Origin of the sequence: Pectobacterium sp. IFB5596 (genome assembly GCF_021432585.1) — a bacterium.
Classification (GTDB): Bacteria; Pseudomonadota; Gammaproteobacteria; order Enterobacterales; family Enterobacteriaceae; genus Pectobacterium; species Pectobacterium punjabense.
The window spans coordinates 1-17,842 of record NZ_LXFY01000031.1 but is presented as its reverse complement, the minus strand read 5'-3'; the positions used below and the strand labels follow the sequence as shown (position 1 = coordinate 17,842).

Below are 17,842 nucleotides of genomic sequence, written 5' to 3'. Positions count from 1 at the left end.
ATCAAAGGCCGAAGTCGGCTGGTTGAAACCCAAGCGCAGTCGCGATCTCTCGCACGGCATGTTGCTCTGCTGCATCGAAATCACCGTCACTTTTAGCAACAGCAATACCGACTCGCAGCGCCAGCTGTGCGGCTTCAGGCTGATCTTTGAGCGCCAGGATATATTTCATGGTTTCACCTTTTCCGACTTCTTCATCGAAATCGAAACTGGCAACCAGTTTGTTAAAGAATTCAATAACTTCAGCAGTATCAAACACTTTCAACTCTTCTGATGATTTGAGAAAACCAATCATCTTCTGTTTTTCTTCCGTACTCACGCCACCGCTGGATACCGCGATGCGGACACAAACGGCGACAGTACCTTGCAGAAACTTCTTGTTCTTGAAGCGTCCGACCTGTTTGGTCAACTCTTCTCGGCTGGCATTGAAGGCGCCTTTAACCTTATTAAGAAAACTCATGCTGAACCCCTCGTAAAATGAAACTATTTTGAGCCCGCTTTCCAGCGGAACCCCCAGCCAAGTGCGTTATCCATCTCGCTGTGGTCACGGAAGAACTGATTGATACGTTCTACCTTGATGTTCCCGCCTTCATTGACCAGACGCGCAACCGCACACATGCTGCGGCTATCTTGCCCTTCCGTCATGCGGGTTTCGATCGGTGGTTGATCGGGGATGTGCAGCGTGACCACGCCGTCGGTTTTATTCCAGCTAGGTACACCTTCGTAAATAAAGGCGTAAATCAGTACCTGGCGCAGGTTTTTCCATTCGCGGCCATTGATATGCAGCCATTCGCCTTCTGAGACATCGCCAGTGCGGTCGTCACCTTTGAGCAGGACAAAGGGTTCGTCCTGATAATCGCCAAAGCGGCTGCCCAACGCCTGAACCACGGTTTTGTGACCGTCTTGCATTTCGACAAAGGCACCGAGGTCGAGATCGACGCCGTTACTGCCCCCAAACATCCCACGCAGACCGGATGCTTTGGCCTCGCGATGCCAGTTTAGGTTGATGCGAATCTCACCGAAGTTATCGCGTTTTTCCAGGCTAATGGCTGGTTTTTCTTTGGTGAGTGACACCTTGCTCAGATTGATGCGGTTTGTCGCTGGTGGTGCCGGAGGCGGTGTAGGTTCAGCGTGTGCGGCAGGTGCGGCCACTTCGATGCCGAAGTGCTCGGCAAGGGGCTGTAGGCCGCCGTTGAATCCTTGCGCAATAAAGCGAAACTTCCAGTCATTGTTACGACGATAAAGTTCTCCCAGGATCAGCGCGGCTTCCTGACGCCCAGCCAGTTCGACATTGCCGTTAACCAGAACCTCATTATCAGCCTCAACCTGAATGTTGAGCCGCTGTAAATTCGCGATGGTTTGGCTACCTTCACAAGCAACGGTAAAGGCGACCTTTTGTACTTCTGGCTTTAGTCGAGTGACGTCAACGGTGAAGAGGGTGTTGTGCCCTTCATGCATCAGACTGATGCTGCCGTCATCATTGCGTGGCTGACCATAAAACACCATATCTGCGTCGCCCTGTACCTTGCCTGTTGCAAACAGACGGAAAGCACTGGCATCAACGGCGGCACCGGAGAGGACGCGAACCTGCAACGCTTTGTTAGGGACGGGCGCATTGCCGCCTGGGGTCAGATTCATTAGCGCACCACCGTGGTAACGATATCGGCGTGCATATCACTGATGGTGCGGCCGCGACAGGCCTGCCCATGAGCGGTGAAATCCCACTGGCCATTATTGCGGCGCAGTGAAGCGATAACGATCCCGGTATGAGAGCCTTGTTCGGTCAACTGATAGCGAGCCTGTTCTTTATTGGCTTGATCAACGACGCGGCAGAAGGCATTTTCAACTTCATTAAACGTTTGGCCACGGAAGCTATTGACGGTAAATGCCAGGAACTCGACGTTTTGTGGCAATCGGTTCAGGTCAACGCGGATCACTTCGTCATCGCCGTCTCCCTCGCCAGTCAGGTTGTCTCCGCTGTGTACCACCGAGCCACAGGATGATTTCAGTTTACGAAACCACACGGTGTCGATCTCATTACCTGCTTTGTCGAGCAGAACGCATCCGGCATCAAGATCGATTGACGCATTACCGCCAAATAATCCCCCTAAGAGGCCTTTCTTTTTCACTGGGTCCCAGCCGAGCCCAAAGTGAAGATTACTGATAGCAGAAGACTGTTTGCTGAGAGAAATTGTCTGGTTTTTACTTAAAGAAACCATAGCCACATTCCTTATAAAGGTATTGAAAAGAACAACGCTTTTTTACACCAAACCCCATTCTTTAAAAAATCATATCATGATGTAGTTTGTGAGCAAGTGACTTTTTGTCTTTTATTGTTTTAAAATTCATAATTATATGATTTTTATGTGAAAAGTGTGTTTTTTGTTGTGATTTTACGTTTTTACTTAATATTCATAAGCTTTTTCATCATGTTTTTTCTTTACTTAATGTAAATCATCATATGATTGACATATTATGATGGCGTCAATAGACTCAATGCGCTTAACTCAATCTGGCAATACAGCACGGGAATGCATACCAATGACACAGAGAATTTGGCTAATGGAAGGCTTGTCTTCCCAGCGCGATATGATTTTGGCGATTAAATCTTTTGCTGAAATCCGCGGTGTGGACGTCACCATTTTTGCTTCTCATCGTAATGAGCGTAATGAAATCCTGTCGCTTGCCGATCGTGCATTCCTGGAGCCAAAGGACGAGGCTGAACGTCTCTCATTTATCCTGACTACCGTCAAAACGCAGGGGATTCATGCGATCCATGCCGGTCGACACGGCCGCTGGTGCGAAAACCATCGACATGAAATTGAATCGCTTGGTGTGAAACTGACTACCGGCACCGTTAATGTCGCTTCTCTACTGATAGCCGATGACAAAGTCTCTTTTGCTCATGAAATGGAGAAATTAGGGCTAGCAGTCGTGCCTTCGATTCGCGTGTCCTCCGTCGATGAACTCCGACAGCAGATCGCCGCGGCACCTTTTTCCGGCGCGCCACTGTGTGTTAAGCCAGTAACGGGTATTTATGGCATGGGTTTTTGGCGTTTTGATGATAGCGCCTCTCCGATGGCGGTATTTACCCATCCAGAAAGACGTGTGGTTGCTCCAGCTCACTATTTACGTGCACTGAGCGAAGCGGGAAATGTTGCGCCGCTGGTGCTGATGCCCTACCTGCCTGGGCCGGAATATTCTGTCGATATGCTGGTAGAAAAAGGCAAGGTGTTAGCCGCAGTGGCACGGCGTAAGGCCGGTGCGCTGCAATATCTGGAAAATAGCGGCGAAGCTTACCAGCTCGCCATTGCCTGTGCGGAGTCGATGCAAGCGGATGGGTTAGTCAACGTGCAGACCCGCCACAATGATGATGGCGTCCCTCAACTGCTTGAGATTAACATGCGTCCTTCCGGGGGGATTGGCTATACCCGTTTTAGCGGCGTAAACCTGCCTGGGCTCTTCGCCCTGCGCCAGTTGGAATTGCTGAGTGTACAACAGGTGGTCGAACTGGCGGCGGAAGCCTTTGAGCCCGCGACCGTGCGTACCATCACCGATGTTGTCCGCTACCAGACTACGTTGTCTAACCGACTTCAGGAAGGGTAAGCCGCAATGTCACCGATTCCACAACAGCCCGTTTATACTCGCCACCTTTCCTGCGGCACGCTCAGCGTAACGCCAACTGGCGGCGTGGCGGCGCTGGATACCTTGTTTGATATTGCTGAACGTCGTAACCCTAAGCGTGCTTTCCTGTTTGTTAGCAAAGTACTGGGACGACACATTCCCGTATCTCCCGCGACGATGCGCGGTGTGTATCGCCAGCTTGCTGAGCAGATCCCCGCCTCTATTGAGGGACCGGTGTTGTTTATCGGCATGGCCGAAACGGCGGTCGGTTTAGGCGCCGGTGTTTTTGATGAAGTGAGGCAACGGGTCAGTGAACCCGTTTATTTGACCTCCACCCGTCACCCGCAAGACGCTGAACTGCTCTGTGAGTTTAAGGAAGCGCATAGTCACGCCACCGATCACTTAATCTATCTCCCAGAAGATGAGCTGTTACGTCGCCGCGTGCGTGAAGCACGTACTCTTATACTGATTGATGACGAAGCGACGACGGGCAATACGTTCATTAATTTACTGGCCGCCCTGCGAGAAACCGCATGGCTGACGCACTTGCAGCAGGTGTTTGCGGTAACGCTGACTGACTGGAGCGGTAGTGCGCTCGCACAGCGTTGTCCTTTACCTCTTCAGTCCATTTCTCTGGTTCAGGGCGACTGGCAATGGGTGCCTAAACCGGATGCACCTCTTCCTATTATGCCGACGGTGAACGTCACGGCGCGCGGTAACGTTGCCATCACGGGAAAACAGAGCTGGGGACGCTTGGGTATGGCCGAACCTGCCGGGGATTTAGGGCGTAATTTGTGTGTAGCGCCGAGTGAAAAAATATTGGTTCTGGGCAGTAGTGAGTTTGTTTGGGAACCTTTTTTACTGGCGGAGCGTTTGCAAGCGCAGGGGGCTGACGTTAAGTTCGGCTCTACCACGCGATCCCCTATCGCAACTGGATTCGCCATTCAGTCGGCGATAACGTTCAATGACAATTACGGGCTAGGCATTGCAAATTTTGTCTACAACGTGATGCATCAACGTTTCGATCGCATTCTGCTCTGCGTGGAAACGCCGTCAGAGAGTGTCGATCCCCAATTACTCGATGCGTTGGCGACGGTAGCGCCCAGCGTGGAGATTATCAGCTATGACTAAGCCCGTTATTTTTTCCGATCTTGACGACACGCTGTTTCAGACGCGACGTAAGATGGTGAATGAGTTGGCGCTTGAACCTTATCGTACGGGGGCGTTGGACCCTAGCCTGACGCCGCGCAGTTTCATGACCGAAGAACAGGCCATGCTGGTGGACTGGATGCTGGAATACGCGGAGCTGATCCCCGTGACGGCACGCGGCACGGAGGAAATTGCCCGTGTGACCATCCCTTTCCGTTCCTGGGCCGTTACCACGCATGGTGCTGTCATTCTTACCCCGCAAGGGGAGCCTGATCCTGTCTGGAAAGCACAGATACTGACTGCGTTGGCTCCGTATGCCGAGCAGCTTCAGACCATGCAGCATGGCATCACCGAACTGATGGCAGAGCGCAATATTAACGGCTGGGCGCGGATTAATTACGAATATGGCGATACGCCGATTTATCTGGTGATGAAGCACCGCGATAGCACCAGAATCGAGGAACTCTACGCCATTGCTGATGAAATAGAGCAGCGCTATCCGACACAGGGTTTCTATCTGCATCGCAACAGCAACAACGTGGCCTGGTTACCTGACCCGGTAGAGAAAGGGCGCGCAGTGACCTATTTACTCAACAAATTACGGGCGGAACGCGGCACTTTTCCCGTGATTGGTTTGGGCGATAGTCTCAGCGATCACCGCTTTATGACGCTTTGCACCTGGTACGGATTGCCTCGGCAAAGTCAGTTTGCCGAGGCAATCGCTCACCGCATTTTCGGAGATGCCCAGGATGCATGACGACATCACGCCTTTCTCTGGCTCCTACTTGCCACACGATATCCATTTTTTGCTTCAGCCTGTCGAGATAGACGTGACGCCCGTGGAAGAGAAGGAGCGACTGATTCAGTCGGGCGCTAAGCACTATTCCGATATGCTGAGCCAGGAGCCGGAACCGACGGTCTGGCACCTTGAGCTTTTCTCCCGCGCGCTTGAACAAGAGGGCGCACGTTTGGCGCGCGAGGTGCAGATGCTTGCGCAAACGCTGGCACAGCGTTTTGGCGATACGCCAGTGATATTGACCAGCTTGGTGCGGGCCGGTGTTCCTCTGGGTGTGATGTTGCATCGCGCCCTACGTGCTATGGGGAAAACGTCTTACCATTATGGCATCAGCATTATCCGCGATCGGGGCATCGATAAAACCGCGCTGGAATGGATTGAGGCGCGTCACGGCAGTAAGGGCATTGTGTTTGTTGATGGCTGGACCGGTAAAGGCGCTATCACGGGCGAGTTGATCAAATCTCTGAAGGGAAGAGAAGGGTATCCCGAACAGCCACGTCTGGTGGTACTGGCGGACCCCTGCGGCTGTGCCTGGCTGTCAGCGAGTAATGATGACTGGCTGATTCCGTTTGGGATTATGGGAGCCCCTGTTTCGGGTCTGATATCCCGATCGCTGTGGTCGGCGGAAGGGTTACACGGCTGCGTGATATGCGAGCACCTTAAGCGCTATGAGTGCAGCCAAATGCTGGCAGATACCGTCGAGGCGCTGCGTCGAGCCTCCTCTCCCGTGGATTTGTCATGTAGCGAATTACTGCCTGAACGGCAACGCGATCTTCAACAACAGAGTGAAAGGGTGATCCGTACTCTGGCTGAACGCTATGGCATCGATAGCATCAATAGAATCAAACCAGGTATTGCTGAAGCGACCCGCGCTGTGCTACGTCGGGTGCCGGATCATGTTCTGGTACAAACGATGGACGACCCGGATGTTGCGCTGTTGGTTTATCTTGCGAAGGAAAAGGGCATCACGATTACTGAAGTTGGCGATGAAATCGGTCAGTACCGCGCGGTTACCATTATCAAAAAGGTGCACTGATGAATAAAAGGCTTTCTCCCTGGAATTTAGGTGCGACGCTCTATATGCCCGCGACGCGTGCCGATATCGCTGACGTTATTTTGACCGATAAAATTAGCGGGCTGCGCTCGCTGGTTATTTGCCTTGAAGATGCCGTCGCGGAAAGTGATGTCCCTCTGGCGTTGTTGCGCCTTCGTGAGCTTTTGACGACATTGGCGCAGGCGAAACAGGCTAATGGAAAAGCCGACTGGCCGTTGGTTTTTGTTCGGCCGCGCGACGCTGAGATGGGCCGCTGGCTTGCGCATGAGATGGACTTGAGTCCGCTGGATGGGCTGGTGTTGCCCAAATTTACTCTGGCTTCTTTGCCACAGTGGTGGGAGGTGGTGCGGAACAGCGAGCTTTGCATGATGCCGACACTGGAAACTGAAGACGTTTTCGACGTGGTGCAGATGCGTGAGTTAGCTACGCAGCTCCAGTCTCATCCCTGCCATGCGCGCATTATTGCCTTGCGTATTGGCGGAAACGATCTGATGAATGTGATCTCACTGCGGCGCTCACGCCACCTGACTTTATATGATGGACCGATGGGATACGTGATCAAAATGTTGGTCTCGATCTTTGCAGCACGTAATTTCGCGTTGACCGCGCCAGTCTGTGAACATATTGATGACCATCACATCATGTCGCGTGAGCTGGCGTTGGATATGGCGCACGGATTGGTCGGAAAAACGGCTATTCACCCCAATCAAATCGATATCATTGAGCAGGCGCTGATGGTGTCCGCGACAGATTATGCGGATGCGTTGCGCATTCTGAATTCCAGCCAGGCGGTCTTTAAATCTCAGGGATCGATGTGCGAGCCTGCCACGCATCGCCGCTGGGCATCGGGAATTTTGGAACGGGCGAAGGTCTATGGCATTGCATCAGAACAAAACCAGGGAGCTCGCCTTATCGTTGCGACCCATAATCACTGAGGCGGTTGATAGGCTATGCGCCATATTTTGTCCGGGTACGTTGTTCGATAGTGTTTCTGGTTTATCTCACGTTGAAAATTTGTCTGTTAGAGTGAAAAACGATTAAAATTTTACTTAAGCATGCGGGAGCGCGCGTTTATTCGCTATCACCTACATTATTTTTCCACGCTTGGAAATGACGGCGATGCGGCAATTACCCCAGCATAAAGGGCTGCGGGACGATTGATAATTCTTTAATTAACAACGATTAGCATGAGAGAGTCCTCAGAAGAATGTTAGTGAACACACTTATTTTTCAGCCCATACGATCGTTGTCCTGGAATACAGGGTGTGATTTCTTATGCAACTAAGCACCCGTCAGGTTCGTGTTTACCGTCTTGCCAAAATTCTGGGGGCAGGAAAACCCGTTGCCGCAAAGCAGATCATCACGATGTTGGACTGTTCGGAACCCACATTGACTCGGGTACTGAAAGAGTTGAGAAGTGCCTACTCCGCTGAGATAAAGTACAGTAAATCTCTGCATGCTTATCAGATGATTCATCCCGGCCAGCTTGATAAAAAAGAACTGCGTCGTATGGCGCAAGCGCTTGATTCCAATGCCGAGTTGAAAGAAGAAGAAACGGTTAGCCGGGTCTTTCTGGATAAAGAAAAAAAGAAAGCCGTTTCCCTGTCATTAAGGATGTCGGTGCTGCGTAAAATCGATACGCTGGCAGGTCTTAAAGACGTTACGCGCAGCGAAGCGGTGGAAATGCTGATCGGTAAATGTGCTGATGAACTGATTCGTACGTCTTTACCACCACGGAAATAAGCTCCACGTCTTCCCGTCCCCCCCTACAACATCCCATTCAACCCTCTCAATTCTGCGGGTTGGTGGTGCGCATTTTTTGTTGAGATAACAACCAGAAGGATTATGATATCTCCATCATATTATGCATAAGATAAACGGATTGATGATATGCGAAGACTACCCGTCTATTTGTTGTTGGATACCTCTGGTTCTATGCACGGTGAGCCAATTGAAGCCGTCAAAAATGGGGTACAGACGTTACTCACGACGTTGCGACAAGATCCCTACGCGTTGGAAACCGCTTATGTTTCCGTCATTACCTTTGATACCTCCGCCCGCCAAGTTGTACCGCTAACTGACCTGCTTACTTTCAAATCCCCCGATCTGGTTGCGAATGGCACGACTGCGCTGGGTGAGGCGCTATCGTTGGTGGCACAGGCTATTGAACGCGAGGTTCAGAAAACCACGGCGGAAACGAAGGGTGACTGGCGTCCTCTGGTCTTTATCATGACTGATGGTGCGCCAACGGATGACTGGCGTAAAGGTGTCGCTGACTTTAAGTCGGCACGTACGGGCGTCGTTGTTGCCTGTGCCGCTGGGCAAGTCGCGGAAACAAAGGTTTTGCAGGAAATTACCGAAATCGTTTTACAGCTTGATACGGCGGATTCGAACGCCATCAAAGCATTTTTCAAGTGGGTATCGGCGAGTATTTCTGTTGGAAGCCAAAAAGTGGAGTCGGGTAAAAAAGACGTTATCGGTCTTGACGATCTCCCCCCACCGCCGCCAGAAGTGAATGTCGTGCTCTAATTCTATTATCAAAAACAAGGAGACTGTATGTCAGTCAGTTTGCGTAAAGGACAAAGTGTTAGCCTCAAGAAGAATGAATTTGATCTCTCCTCTGTCACCATCGGCCTGGGTTGGGACATTAGCGAAGAGAAAAAAAGCTTCCTGGGGGGAATATTTGGTAAGAAAACAGAAGATGAGTATGATCTCGATGTTATTGCTTTCCTGTGCAATGCCGAAGGAAAAGTAGTTGATTTGGGGCAAATAGAAGATGGCCGACCCACTTTGGATAACGGGGATGTGATCTTTTTCAATAACCAGCGTCACCACTCAGGTCAAATCTGGTTAACTGGCGACAACCGCACCGGAGCAGGAGATGGCGACGATGAACAAATCATCGCTAATCTGAATACGCTGGATGCCAAATACGAAAAGATTGTTTTTATCGTCCAAATTTATAACGGCCAGGAACAGCAACAGCATTTTGGTAAAGTGAAGAACGCGTTTATTCGCGCTGTCGATGCCAAAAATGTAGAAATGGCGCGTTTTGATCTTTCCGGCGGGCCTGCATTTAACCAACAATGCTCTATGGTATTTGCTGAACTGGTGCGCGAAGGCTCGGGTTGGAAACTCTGCGCTATCGGTGAGCCTTCCGATTCAGATAGCTTTATTACACATTTAAAGAGCTACCTGTAAATGAGGCGGCTACCTGTTTATCTCTTGATTGATACTTCAGGCTCAATGCGCGGCGAGTCCATTCATGCGGTCAATGTGGGGATTCAGGCCATGCTAAGCGCACTGCGTCAGGACCCTTACGCGCTAGAAAGCGTCCATATCTCGATCATCACCTACGACAATGACGCGCGAGAGTTTATCCCCTTGACGCCGCTGGAAGATTTCCAGTTTACCGATATCGTGGTTCCCAGCGCGGGTGGCACCTTTACGGGGGCGGCCCTTGAGTGTTTGATCCAGTCCGTCGATCGTGATGTTAAACGCTCCGATGGCGATCAGAAAGGCGACTGGCGTCCTCTGGTATTCCTCATGACGGACGGTAGCCCTTCTGACGCCTACGCGTATGATGAAGCGGTGACCGAAGTCAAAAAGCGCGCCTTCGGTTCGATCATTGCCTGTGCGGTTGGGCCGAAAGCCAAGCATGAACACCTGAAAAAACTGACCAACCAAGTGGTGGCCTTAGAAACGCTGGACTCTACGGCGTTTGCTGGTTTCTTCAAATGGGTTTCTGCGAGCGTCGCGTCCGGCAGCACCAGCTCCGGCGTCACGGCGGGTCAGGATAACCTACCGCCGCCGCCTCCCGAAATACAGCTGGTTCTGTGACGTCAAGGCAGGGCTCCCGACAGGGACCTTGCCTTTTATTTAGCGACCACGCTCACATTTAAACCCATAGACGTGCTTGCTGCGAAGGCGATTCGCTTACAGGCTATTGGCTTAATAAAGGTGTCTGTTATGAGACGACTACCCGTTTTCTTCGTTCTCGACTGCTCGGAGTCGATGATCGGAGATAATCTGAAGAAAATGAACGATGGTCTACAGGCTATCGTTAGCGATTTGAAAAAAGATCCTCACGCCCTCGAAACAGCTTGGATTTCCGTCATCGCTTTTGCCGGTGTGGCGCAAACCATCGTTCCCCTAGTGGAGGTGGTATCATTCTATCCACCGCGTCTGCCGTTAGGCGGCGGCACCAGCCTTGGTGCCGCGCTGCGGGAATTGACTAAACAGATCGATGAACAAGTAAGAAAGACGACGCAAGAGCGTAAAGGTGATTGGAAACCCGTGGTCTATCTGCTGACAGATGGCCGCCCGACGGATGATACCGCACCGGAGATTACACGTTGGAAACAGCACTACGCTAATAAGGTCAACCTGATCGCGATTGGTCTGGGAGCCTCTGCCGATTTGAATACATTGCGCCAACTCACCGAAAATGTATTGCTGTTTACTGAGGCGCAAGAAGGGGATTTTACCCGTTTTATCAAATGGATCACCGCGTCTGTCACTGCCCATAGCCGTAGCGTCGGGGAAGATGCGCCACCGTTGTTGTCGAATAATGAGTCTATTGTTCGGCTGGCTAAGGATGAGGTCGCGCGGGCGTATGATGAGAACTGTGTCATTCTGGTTGGTCGCTGCAACAAATCTCGCCGCCCCTATCTGATGAAGTATGAGCGCCCCAACGTTAACCTGTCGTCCCTCAATTTTAAGCTCAATATCAACGGATTTAATCTGGCGGGCTGTTTCCCGATAGATGAAGATTATTTTGCCTGGAGTGATGCCAGAGCCTCTGCATTGCAAGTAAACACGAGCGAGCTACACGGCGCGCCGGGTTGCCCCCACTGCGGTAATGCCAGTGCTTTTGCGATGTGTTCCTGCGGAAAACTCCTGTGCATCAATGGGCCAGAAACTGTGATATGCCCTTGGTGCAATCATAACATTAGCTTTAGTGAAAACGGCGGTGTGGATGATTTCGATGTCAATCGCGGGAGGGGCTAATGGATATTGATGTCCGTCCGGATCTCCAGATCTTCGCGCTGATCTTGCAGCAGGCAGGAAAAACGCTTCCCGACGCTGACGTTAACGCGTGGGACGATGATGCTGAGCTGCGCGCACTGTTAGACAAACTGCGTGAACAGGTAGTGCTCAAAGTGGAAAGTATCGCGCAGCCTCTTTCTATTACAGAAAACGGTGACGCTACAGAAAACCGTAGTGCTACAGAAAACGATGATGCTGTAGAGAGTAATGATGCTCAGAGCGTGAAGCCTGACTCTGTTGAAGCCTTAGTGGCATCGGCGGACGCTGTCATTACGCCGCCGGATGCCGTGGAGATATCACAGGATATGGCCACTGTATCGGTACAGGGCGAGGTGACCTCCCCTGAGATCGCTGCACCAGAAGCAGTCGATCCACCGCCGGTGCCTGTGGAACAGGAGAAAGTGGAAAAAGCACAATGGGAAGCGATGTCGTTTGCAGAGTTGAATGCCGCACAAGCTCGCCCAGCTACGGTAAATGCGCTAAAACCTGGGCAAGTTCCCACGCCGAGCCAGAGTAATAAAACACCTCCCGCGGCGGTGAGTCTGCCACAGGCAAAAGTGAATATCGCTAATGCCCGCGTCGGTACACCCTTTAATTCACCCATTGAGATTAGCCTTGATAACGGGATGACGCCTGATGTGCAGGAGGTGGTGTTTAGCGAGGCGATCGGGCTGCAATTCGACCGAGAGGCTGCTGCGTTGGTGGGAGTGCCGACACGAAGTGGTGATTGGGAAATCGCCGTCCACTGGTCATGCGGAACTGCGACGGTGGGCGTCACAAAGGTACTTTTGATCGTGAATCCCGATCCGCGCAGCCTATGGAAAATCATCGATCCCCCCGCTGACGATCGTTATTTTAAAGCGAATATCGCGCAACAAGCGATCCGCCAGCCGGGTGTGAACATCGCGGCGGCCAGTCGTCGAGGGCGTTCGCACGAGCACGTCGGTTCGTTTCGTGATGATGACTATTTTATCGAACACGACAATGACAGCGGCTGGAGTGTCCTGTTGGTTGCTGACGGTGCTGGGAGCGCGAAAAATTCTCGGCAGGGATCGCGGCTGGTCACGGCGGTGGTTGGCGACTATTTAGCGCGTCAGCTGGCAGGGGAATCGGCGTCAGGATTAAAGCGCGCGATCGCCGATTGGACGCCGGAAGATCAGCGGGAGGTCGGCACCTTCTTTGTCAGCCAATTTCATAAGGCCGCACAGCTTGCGGTGCATAAGATCCACGGCGAAGCGCTGGAAACGAACGAAAGCATCAAATCCTACTCCACCACGCTGTTAGCGACGGTGGCGTTACGCACTGATGATGGGTTATTTGCCGCGTCGTTCTGGTTAGGAGACGGTGCTATCGCCGCCTATGGGCCCGCGGGGAAAGTCCGTCTATTAGGCATGCCGGATAGTGGTGAATACGCTGGGCAAACCCGCTTTCTGGATCAGGATGCCGTACAGGACACCCAGTTTAGTAAGCGCGTTATTATTGGTAAATGGAGCGAGATCTCGCACCTGATCCTGATGACCGATGGGGTTTCCGATCCGTATTTTGAAACGGATAACGGGCTACAAAATGCGGCAAAATGGGATGCACTGATTGCCGACATCGCTCCTTGCCTGAATGACGGCGAGCAGGCGGCAGAACAACTGACTGAGTGGCTAAACTTTTTCTCGCCCGGAAACCATGATGACCGGACGATTGTCGTGGCATGGTGAGTCTCAGAAATGGATTGCTGGTGATAATAAATGGCTAATATTATTAGTTGTACCACCCGAGATGGCGAGCTCGTCCAGTACGTTGACGAAGTCATCGGTTCGGGTTCGATGAAAGATGTCTATTTCTCTCCTGACAAGACCTACGTGGTGGCGTTCTATAAAAAGCCACAGAATGAGCAGGCGAAAGAGCGAATTGCGATGATCACCGGTCGCTATCGGCAAAGTATTTTTGAGCAGGCGGGCGGCGAGTATTGGCAAGACCTGTTCTGCTGGCCGACCAGCGTGGTTGAACACGAGGGGCGAATCGGCATTGTGGTGCCAACCTACCACAGCCACTTTTTCTTTAAGTATGGTTCCAAGAATAATGATTTTCTTGGCATCAAAGGACGAGAAAAAGAAGGAAAATGGTTCGCCAGTGCGAATAACCAGAACAAATTTCTCGATCCGCGTGAGCGCGGTAACCTGCTGAATTACCTAAAAGTCTGCTTGCTATTGACCCGGGCAGTGCGCCGCATGCACGCCGCTGGTCTGTGCCACAGCGATCTGAGTTATAAGAACGTGCTGGTTGATCCCGAAGCGGGTCATGCCTGTGTGATCGATATCGATGGTCTGGTGGTACCGGGGAAATATCCACCAGACGTCGTGGGTACGCCGGACTTTATTGCGCCCGAAGTGGTGAAAACGACTCACTTGGCGAAAGAAGATGCCAATCGGATTTTGCCTAGCATCAGTACCGATCGTCACGCGTTAGCCGTATTGAACTACATGTATCTGTTTTACCGGCACCCGTTACGGGGCGGTAAAATTCATGATATGGATGATGAAATGCGGGACGAAGCGCTGTCCATGGGGGAAAGGGCGCTGTTTATCGAACATCCGACAGACCGCAGCAATGCGGTTAAGCTCAGCCAAGTCAGCCCGTCATCTTTGCCGTGGGCGGATACGGATAAGATCCCCTATACCATTCTGGGACCTTATCTTACGCCTCTGTTTGAGAAAGCATTTATTACCGGTTTGCATGAGCCAACCCAACGTCCGACGGCGGATGAGTGGGAAACGGCACTGGTGAAAACGGTCGATCTTATCCAGCCGTGCCAGAATTCGGCGTGCGAACAGGAATGGTATGTCTTTTCGGGTAAGACTCAGCCCTCATGCCCGTATTGCGGTACGCCATATAAAGGCAAGCTGCCGATACTCAACCTGTATTCTTCGCGTAAAACAGGGAGCTATCGCCCTGATGACCATCGTCTGATGGTCTGGAACGGCCAGTCTTTGTATGCCTGGCATGTTAATCGCCTGATTGCTCCAAATGAGCGCACGACGCCAGAGCAGAAGAAACGTGTGGGTTATTTTGTCTTTCATAATGACCAATGGTGGCTGGTGAATGAAGGCATTGAGGAGTTGATGTCGTTACCCGATAAACAGAGGATCGCCATCGGGGATAAGCTGGCGTTGACGGACGGCGCACAGTTTGTCCTTTCCACCCAAGAGGGGGGAAGGCTCGTGGTGGTACAACTGGTATCCAATTAACGTTCGACTGTACCAACCGTGTGCATGACATTAAGGGCAGCGTCTGGCGGGAAGTTTCCCGGCATTGCTGCCCTTGTCTATTTCTCTTGGTCGCCTGGCGTTAGCCGGTGTGGGGCTTATTTCATGCTGGCGACGAGGGTATCAACGTTGTGCTTAAACGCGGCCGTATAGGTCGCTGCCGGGCCGGATGCGTCGGTCAGGGCTTCCGGGTACAATTCACCGCCGGGCTGTGCGCCGCTGGCATTGGCGATTTGCTTCACCAGACGCCCATCGGTCTGGTTCTCAATGAAGTAGCTTTTCACCTTCTCTTGCTTGATTTGCTTAATCAGCGAGGCCACTTTTTTGCTGCTGGCTTCAGATTCGGTAGAGTAGCCCACCGGCGACAGGAACTTCACGCCATAGGCCTGACTGAAGTAGCCGAACGCGTCATGGCTGGTCAGCACCTTGCGTTTTTCTGGAGGAATGGCGGCAAAGGTTTTCTTCGCGTAGCGATCCAGTTCCTGTAGCTGCGTAATGTAGGCTTCGCCCTGCTGACGATAGTAATCGGCATTGGCAGGGTCGGCTTTTGCCAGCGCATTGACGATATTGTGTGCGTAGATCACGCCGTTGCTCATGCTGTTCCAGGCATGCGGATCGGTTTCCGTTTTGCCGTCTTCTACCATTGAGCGTGTTTCAATCCCGTCGGAGGCGGTAATAACGTTGCCATGATAGCCAGATGCGGTGACCAGTCTGTCGATCCAGCCTTCTAAACCTAGACCATTAACGAAAACCAGATCGGCGCTAGCCAACGTTTTACTGTCTTTTGGCGACGGTTCAAACTCATGTGGATCGCCATTCGGTTTCACCAGATCGGTCACGGTAACGCGATCGCCGCCGATGTGGCTGACCATATCGCCAAGTACGGAAAAGCTGGCGACAACATCAAGGTTCTTTGCCATCGCCAGTGGACTAAGCAGCAGGCCGGATAACGCGATAGCTAATAGTGAACGTTTCATTTTTCCCTCACAGAAAGTTGCAGATAACAAAATTTATCGATCAACGACGCAGGCGTAGCAGCCCACCGTGGTGACCAACACAGACGGAGAAACAGAAAAACAGCGTCATCGTCAGGATGATGGCGGGGCCGGCAGGCAACTCGGCATAGTAAGACCACAGCAGCCCAATCAGGCTGGCAACCATTCCTTGCAGCACCGCAATACCGAGCATGGCGGGCAGGCGCTGCGTCCAGAACCGTGCGCTGGCGGCTGGCAGCATCATCATGCCGACCGTCATCAGCGTGCCTAGCAGCTGGAACCCTGCGACCAGATTGAGCACCACCAGCGATAGAAATAGGCCGTGGATTAGCGCCCGATAGCGGCCTGAGCTGATGCGCAGAAAGGTTACGTCAAACGATTCAATCACCAGCGCCCGATAGAGAGCGGCCAGCACCAGCAAGGACGACGATCCGATCAACGCAATGTCGATCAGCGCGGCGCGATCCACCGCCAAAATCGATCCGAACAGGACATGCAGTAGGTCAATGCTGGAGCCACGCAGTGAAACCAGCGTGACGCCAAGCGCCAGCGAACCGAGGTAAAATCCGGCGAAGCTGGCGTCCTCTTTTAATTCCGTGTGGCGGGTGACGAAGCCGGAGAGCATGGCGACGGATAGCCCGGCAATAAAGCCACCGATTCCCATTGCCAGCAGTGACATCCCGGAGATGAGATAGCCGATTGCCACGCCGGGTAATACGGCATGCGACAGGGCATCGCCAATCAGGCTCATACGCCGTAGCAGCAGGAAACAGCCCAGCGGCGCGGCGCTCAATGTGAGTACCAGACAGCCGACCAGCGCGCGGCGCATAAAACCGAATTCGGCAAAAGGGGAAGTAATCAGGTGGAATAGCATCATGACGTGACGATCCTGAGCGTTGGCGTATCACTTTCTGCCTTGCGCAGGCTATGTAATATGGGTTGGGCATCTCCCCAGCGATGACCGCCCTGGGTGAGCTGCAAGATAGTTGGAAAGTGCTGCCCAACCAGTTCCAGATCGTGCAACACGGTAAGAATGGTTCTGCCTTCGGCGTGAAGCTGCTCGATAATCTGCAAGAGTGCCTGCGTGGTTTGGCTATCGACGCCGGTAAGAGGCTCATCCAGCAGAATGATGGGAGCCTGCGTTAGCATCAGACGAGCGAAGAGCACGCGCTGTAGCTGCCCGCCGGACAGGACGCCAATATGACGATCGGCGAAATCTCCCATTGAGACGGCGTCGAGGGCATCAATGGCTTTGCGGTGCCAGTTGGCGTTAATACTCCGTAACAATCCGCGATGGGGCAGTGACCCCATCAGCACCAGGTCGCGCACGTTAATCGGAAACTGCCGATCGAATTCGGAGAGCTGTGGCAGATAGCCGACAGCATTCTCTTTGCTACCAGCCCCTAGGTTGAACGTACCGTAAAGCGGTGGCAGCAAACCCGCCAGCGTTTTCAGCAGGGTGGATTTCCCCGTACCGTTCGCGCCAATAATTGCCGTCAGCGATCCCTGATGAAAACACCCGCTGAGCGTACCTAATGGTGGTTGACCACGGTAGCCAAAAGCCAGTTCCTGTAAAGTGATCATGGCAGCATCACCGCCCATCCGACTAATAGCCACAACAGGGCTAACAGCAGGGAAACCAGTAACACGCGCTTCAGCGCGGAGAAGGAGTAAAAACTTGTCATTATCGTCGGTAAAAAATTAAATTGTTATATTATAACGTATCACTTTTTAATGATGACGATAGCGGCAATAGGTAAAAAAGTATGTAAGACGATTAAGGGGGAATTTGGTGTGATTGCTGACAGGTATGGGGGGATTTCGTGCGCCGCACTGCTGACCAACCCCAGCCAACTCATATCGCGATGGCGCTTCTTTTCACGGCGTAAAAAATTATGCTGAGGGGAACATGAACGCCGAG

General features: G+C 52.3%; 19 protein-coding genes. 12 read left to right on the top strand and 7 right to left on the bottom strand.

The features are described 5' to 3' along the window. Position 1 precedes the first annotated feature (1 nt). Genes A6301_RS19035 through A6301_RS19025 form a run of 3 tightly spaced genes read right to left on the bottom strand, consistent with a single transcriptional unit; the run spans position 2 to position 2,216 of the window. Entirely contained in the window at positions 2 to 457 is a 456-nt protein-coding gene (locus tag A6301_RS19035; protein WP_005975059.1) for a tellurite resistance TerB family protein, read from the bottom strand. Positions 458 to 480: 23 nt separating this feature from the next. Then, complete coding sequence (locus A6301_RS19030) at positions 481 to 1,635, bottom strand: TerD family protein (RefSeq protein WP_234258503.1); 1,155 nt, start codon at positions 1,633 to 1,635, stop codon at positions 481 to 483. Beyond that, positions 1,635 to 2,216 carry a TerD family protein gene (locus A6301_RS19025; RefSeq protein ID WP_107168037.1) on the bottom strand — a complete coding sequence of 194 codons (582 nt, stop codon included), beginning with the start codon at positions 2,214 to 2,216 and terminating at the stop codon, positions 1,635 to 1,637. Before A6301_RS19025 ends, A6301_RS19030 begins: the two co-directional genes overlap by 1 nt. A gap of 322 nt (positions 2,217 to 2,538) precedes the next feature. Between A6301_RS19025 and A6301_RS19020 the strand changes: the two genes are divergently transcribed. From A6301_RS19020 to A6301_RS18965, 12 genes are all read left to right on the top strand, one after another. Then, a complete protein-coding gene (locus A6301_RS19020) occupies positions 2,539 to 3,603 on the top strand; it encodes an ATP-grasp domain-containing protein (RefSeq protein ID WP_234258502.1) in 1,065 nt (354 codons plus the stop codon). A gap of 6 nt (positions 3,604 to 3,609) precedes the next feature. Then, positions 3,610 to 4,752: a phosphoribosyltransferase domain-containing protein gene (locus tag A6301_RS19015; RefSeq protein WP_205540241.1), complete on the top strand. Its 1,143-nt coding sequence runs from the start codon at positions 3,610 to 3,612 to the stop codon at positions 4,750 to 4,752. Then, entirely contained in the window at positions 4,745 to 5,527 is a 783-nt protein-coding gene (locus A6301_RS19010; RefSeq protein WP_107168040.1) for a hypothetical protein, read from the top strand. The genes A6301_RS19015 and A6301_RS19010 overlap by 8 nt, the downstream gene beginning before the upstream one ends. Next, complete coding sequence (locus A6301_RS19005; protein ID WP_107168041.1) at positions 5,520 to 6,602, top strand: cysteine protease StiP family protein; 1,083 nt, start codon at positions 5,520 to 5,522, stop codon at positions 6,600 to 6,602. The genes A6301_RS19010 and A6301_RS19005 overlap by 8 nt, the downstream gene beginning before the upstream one ends. After that, positions 6,602 to 7,555, top strand: coding sequence for an HpcH/HpaI aldolase/citrate lyase family protein (locus tag A6301_RS19000; RefSeq protein ID WP_107168042.1), 954 nt, complete (start codon positions 6,602 to 6,604; stop codon positions 7,553 to 7,555). Before A6301_RS19005 ends, A6301_RS19000 begins: the two co-directional genes overlap by 1 nt. A 340-nt stretch (positions 7,556 to 7,895) precedes the next feature. Beyond that, positions 7,896 to 8,363 (top strand): tellurium resistance protein TerW, encoded by a 468-nt coding sequence (locus A6301_RS18995; RefSeq protein ID WP_107168043.1) that lies wholly within the window; start codon positions 7,896 to 7,898, stop codon positions 8,361 to 8,363. Between the two features lie 147 nt (positions 8,364 to 8,510). Next, positions 8,511 to 9,149 carry a VWA domain-containing protein gene (locus tag A6301_RS18990; RefSeq protein WP_107168044.1) on the top strand — a complete coding sequence of 213 codons (639 nt, stop codon included), beginning with the start codon at positions 8,511 to 8,513 and terminating at the stop codon, positions 9,147 to 9,149. Positions 9,150 to 9,176: 27 nt separating this feature from the next. Then, positions 9,177 to 9,821 carry a TerD family protein gene (locus A6301_RS18985; RefSeq protein WP_234258501.1) on the top strand — a complete coding sequence of 215 codons (645 nt, stop codon included), beginning with the start codon at positions 9,177 to 9,179 and terminating at the stop codon, positions 9,819 to 9,821. Next, complete coding sequence (locus A6301_RS18980; RefSeq protein ID WP_107168046.1) at positions 9,822 to 10,460, top strand: VWA domain-containing protein; 639 nt, start codon at positions 9,822 to 9,824, stop codon at positions 10,458 to 10,460. 129 nt (positions 10,461 to 10,589) lie between these two features. Continuing rightward, a complete protein-coding gene (locus A6301_RS18975) occupies positions 10,590 to 11,630 on the top strand; it encodes a TerY-C metal binding domain-containing protein (protein ID WP_005975029.1) in 1,041 nt (346 codons plus the stop codon). After that, positions 11,630 to 13,378 (top strand): PP2C family serine/threonine-protein phosphatase, encoded by a 1,749-nt coding sequence (locus A6301_RS18970; protein WP_234258500.1) that lies wholly within the window; start codon positions 11,630 to 11,632, stop codon positions 13,376 to 13,378. The genes A6301_RS18975 and A6301_RS18970 overlap by 1 nt, the downstream gene beginning before the upstream one ends. A 30-nt stretch (positions 13,379 to 13,408) precedes the next feature. Then, the gene (locus A6301_RS18965; RefSeq protein ID WP_107168048.1) at positions 13,409 to 14,908 is read left to right on the top strand and encodes a helix-hairpin-helix domain-containing protein; all 1,500 of its coding nucleotides are present in this window, start codon (positions 13,409 to 13,411) and stop codon (positions 14,906 to 14,908) included. A 116-nt stretch (positions 14,909 to 15,024) separates the two neighbouring features. On the opposite strand, the gene A6301_RS18960 is transcribed toward A6301_RS18965, so the two are convergent. The 4 genes from A6301_RS18960 to A6301_RS18945 all read right to left on the bottom strand — a co-directional run. Further along, complete coding sequence (locus tag A6301_RS18960; RefSeq protein WP_107168049.1) at positions 15,025 to 15,903, bottom strand: metal ABC transporter substrate-binding protein; 879 nt, start codon at positions 15,901 to 15,903, stop codon at positions 15,025 to 15,027. A 40-nt stretch (positions 15,904 to 15,943) separates the two neighbouring features. Then, positions 15,944 to 16,798, bottom strand: a complete 855-nt coding sequence (locus A6301_RS18955; RefSeq protein ID WP_215483196.1) for a metal ABC transporter permease — start codon at positions 16,796 to 16,798, stop codon at positions 15,944 to 15,946. Next, positions 16,795 to 17,505: a metal ABC transporter ATP-binding protein gene (locus tag A6301_RS18950; protein ID WP_107168051.1), complete on the bottom strand. Its 711-nt coding sequence runs from the start codon at positions 17,503 to 17,505 to the stop codon at positions 16,795 to 16,797. Before A6301_RS18950 ends, A6301_RS18955 begins: the two co-directional genes overlap by 4 nt. Before the next feature lie 140 nt (positions 17,506 to 17,645). Beyond that, a partial coding sequence (locus A6301_RS18945; RefSeq protein ID WP_234258499.1) for a hypothetical protein occupies positions 17,646 to 17,842 on the bottom strand: 197 nt, incomplete at its 5' end.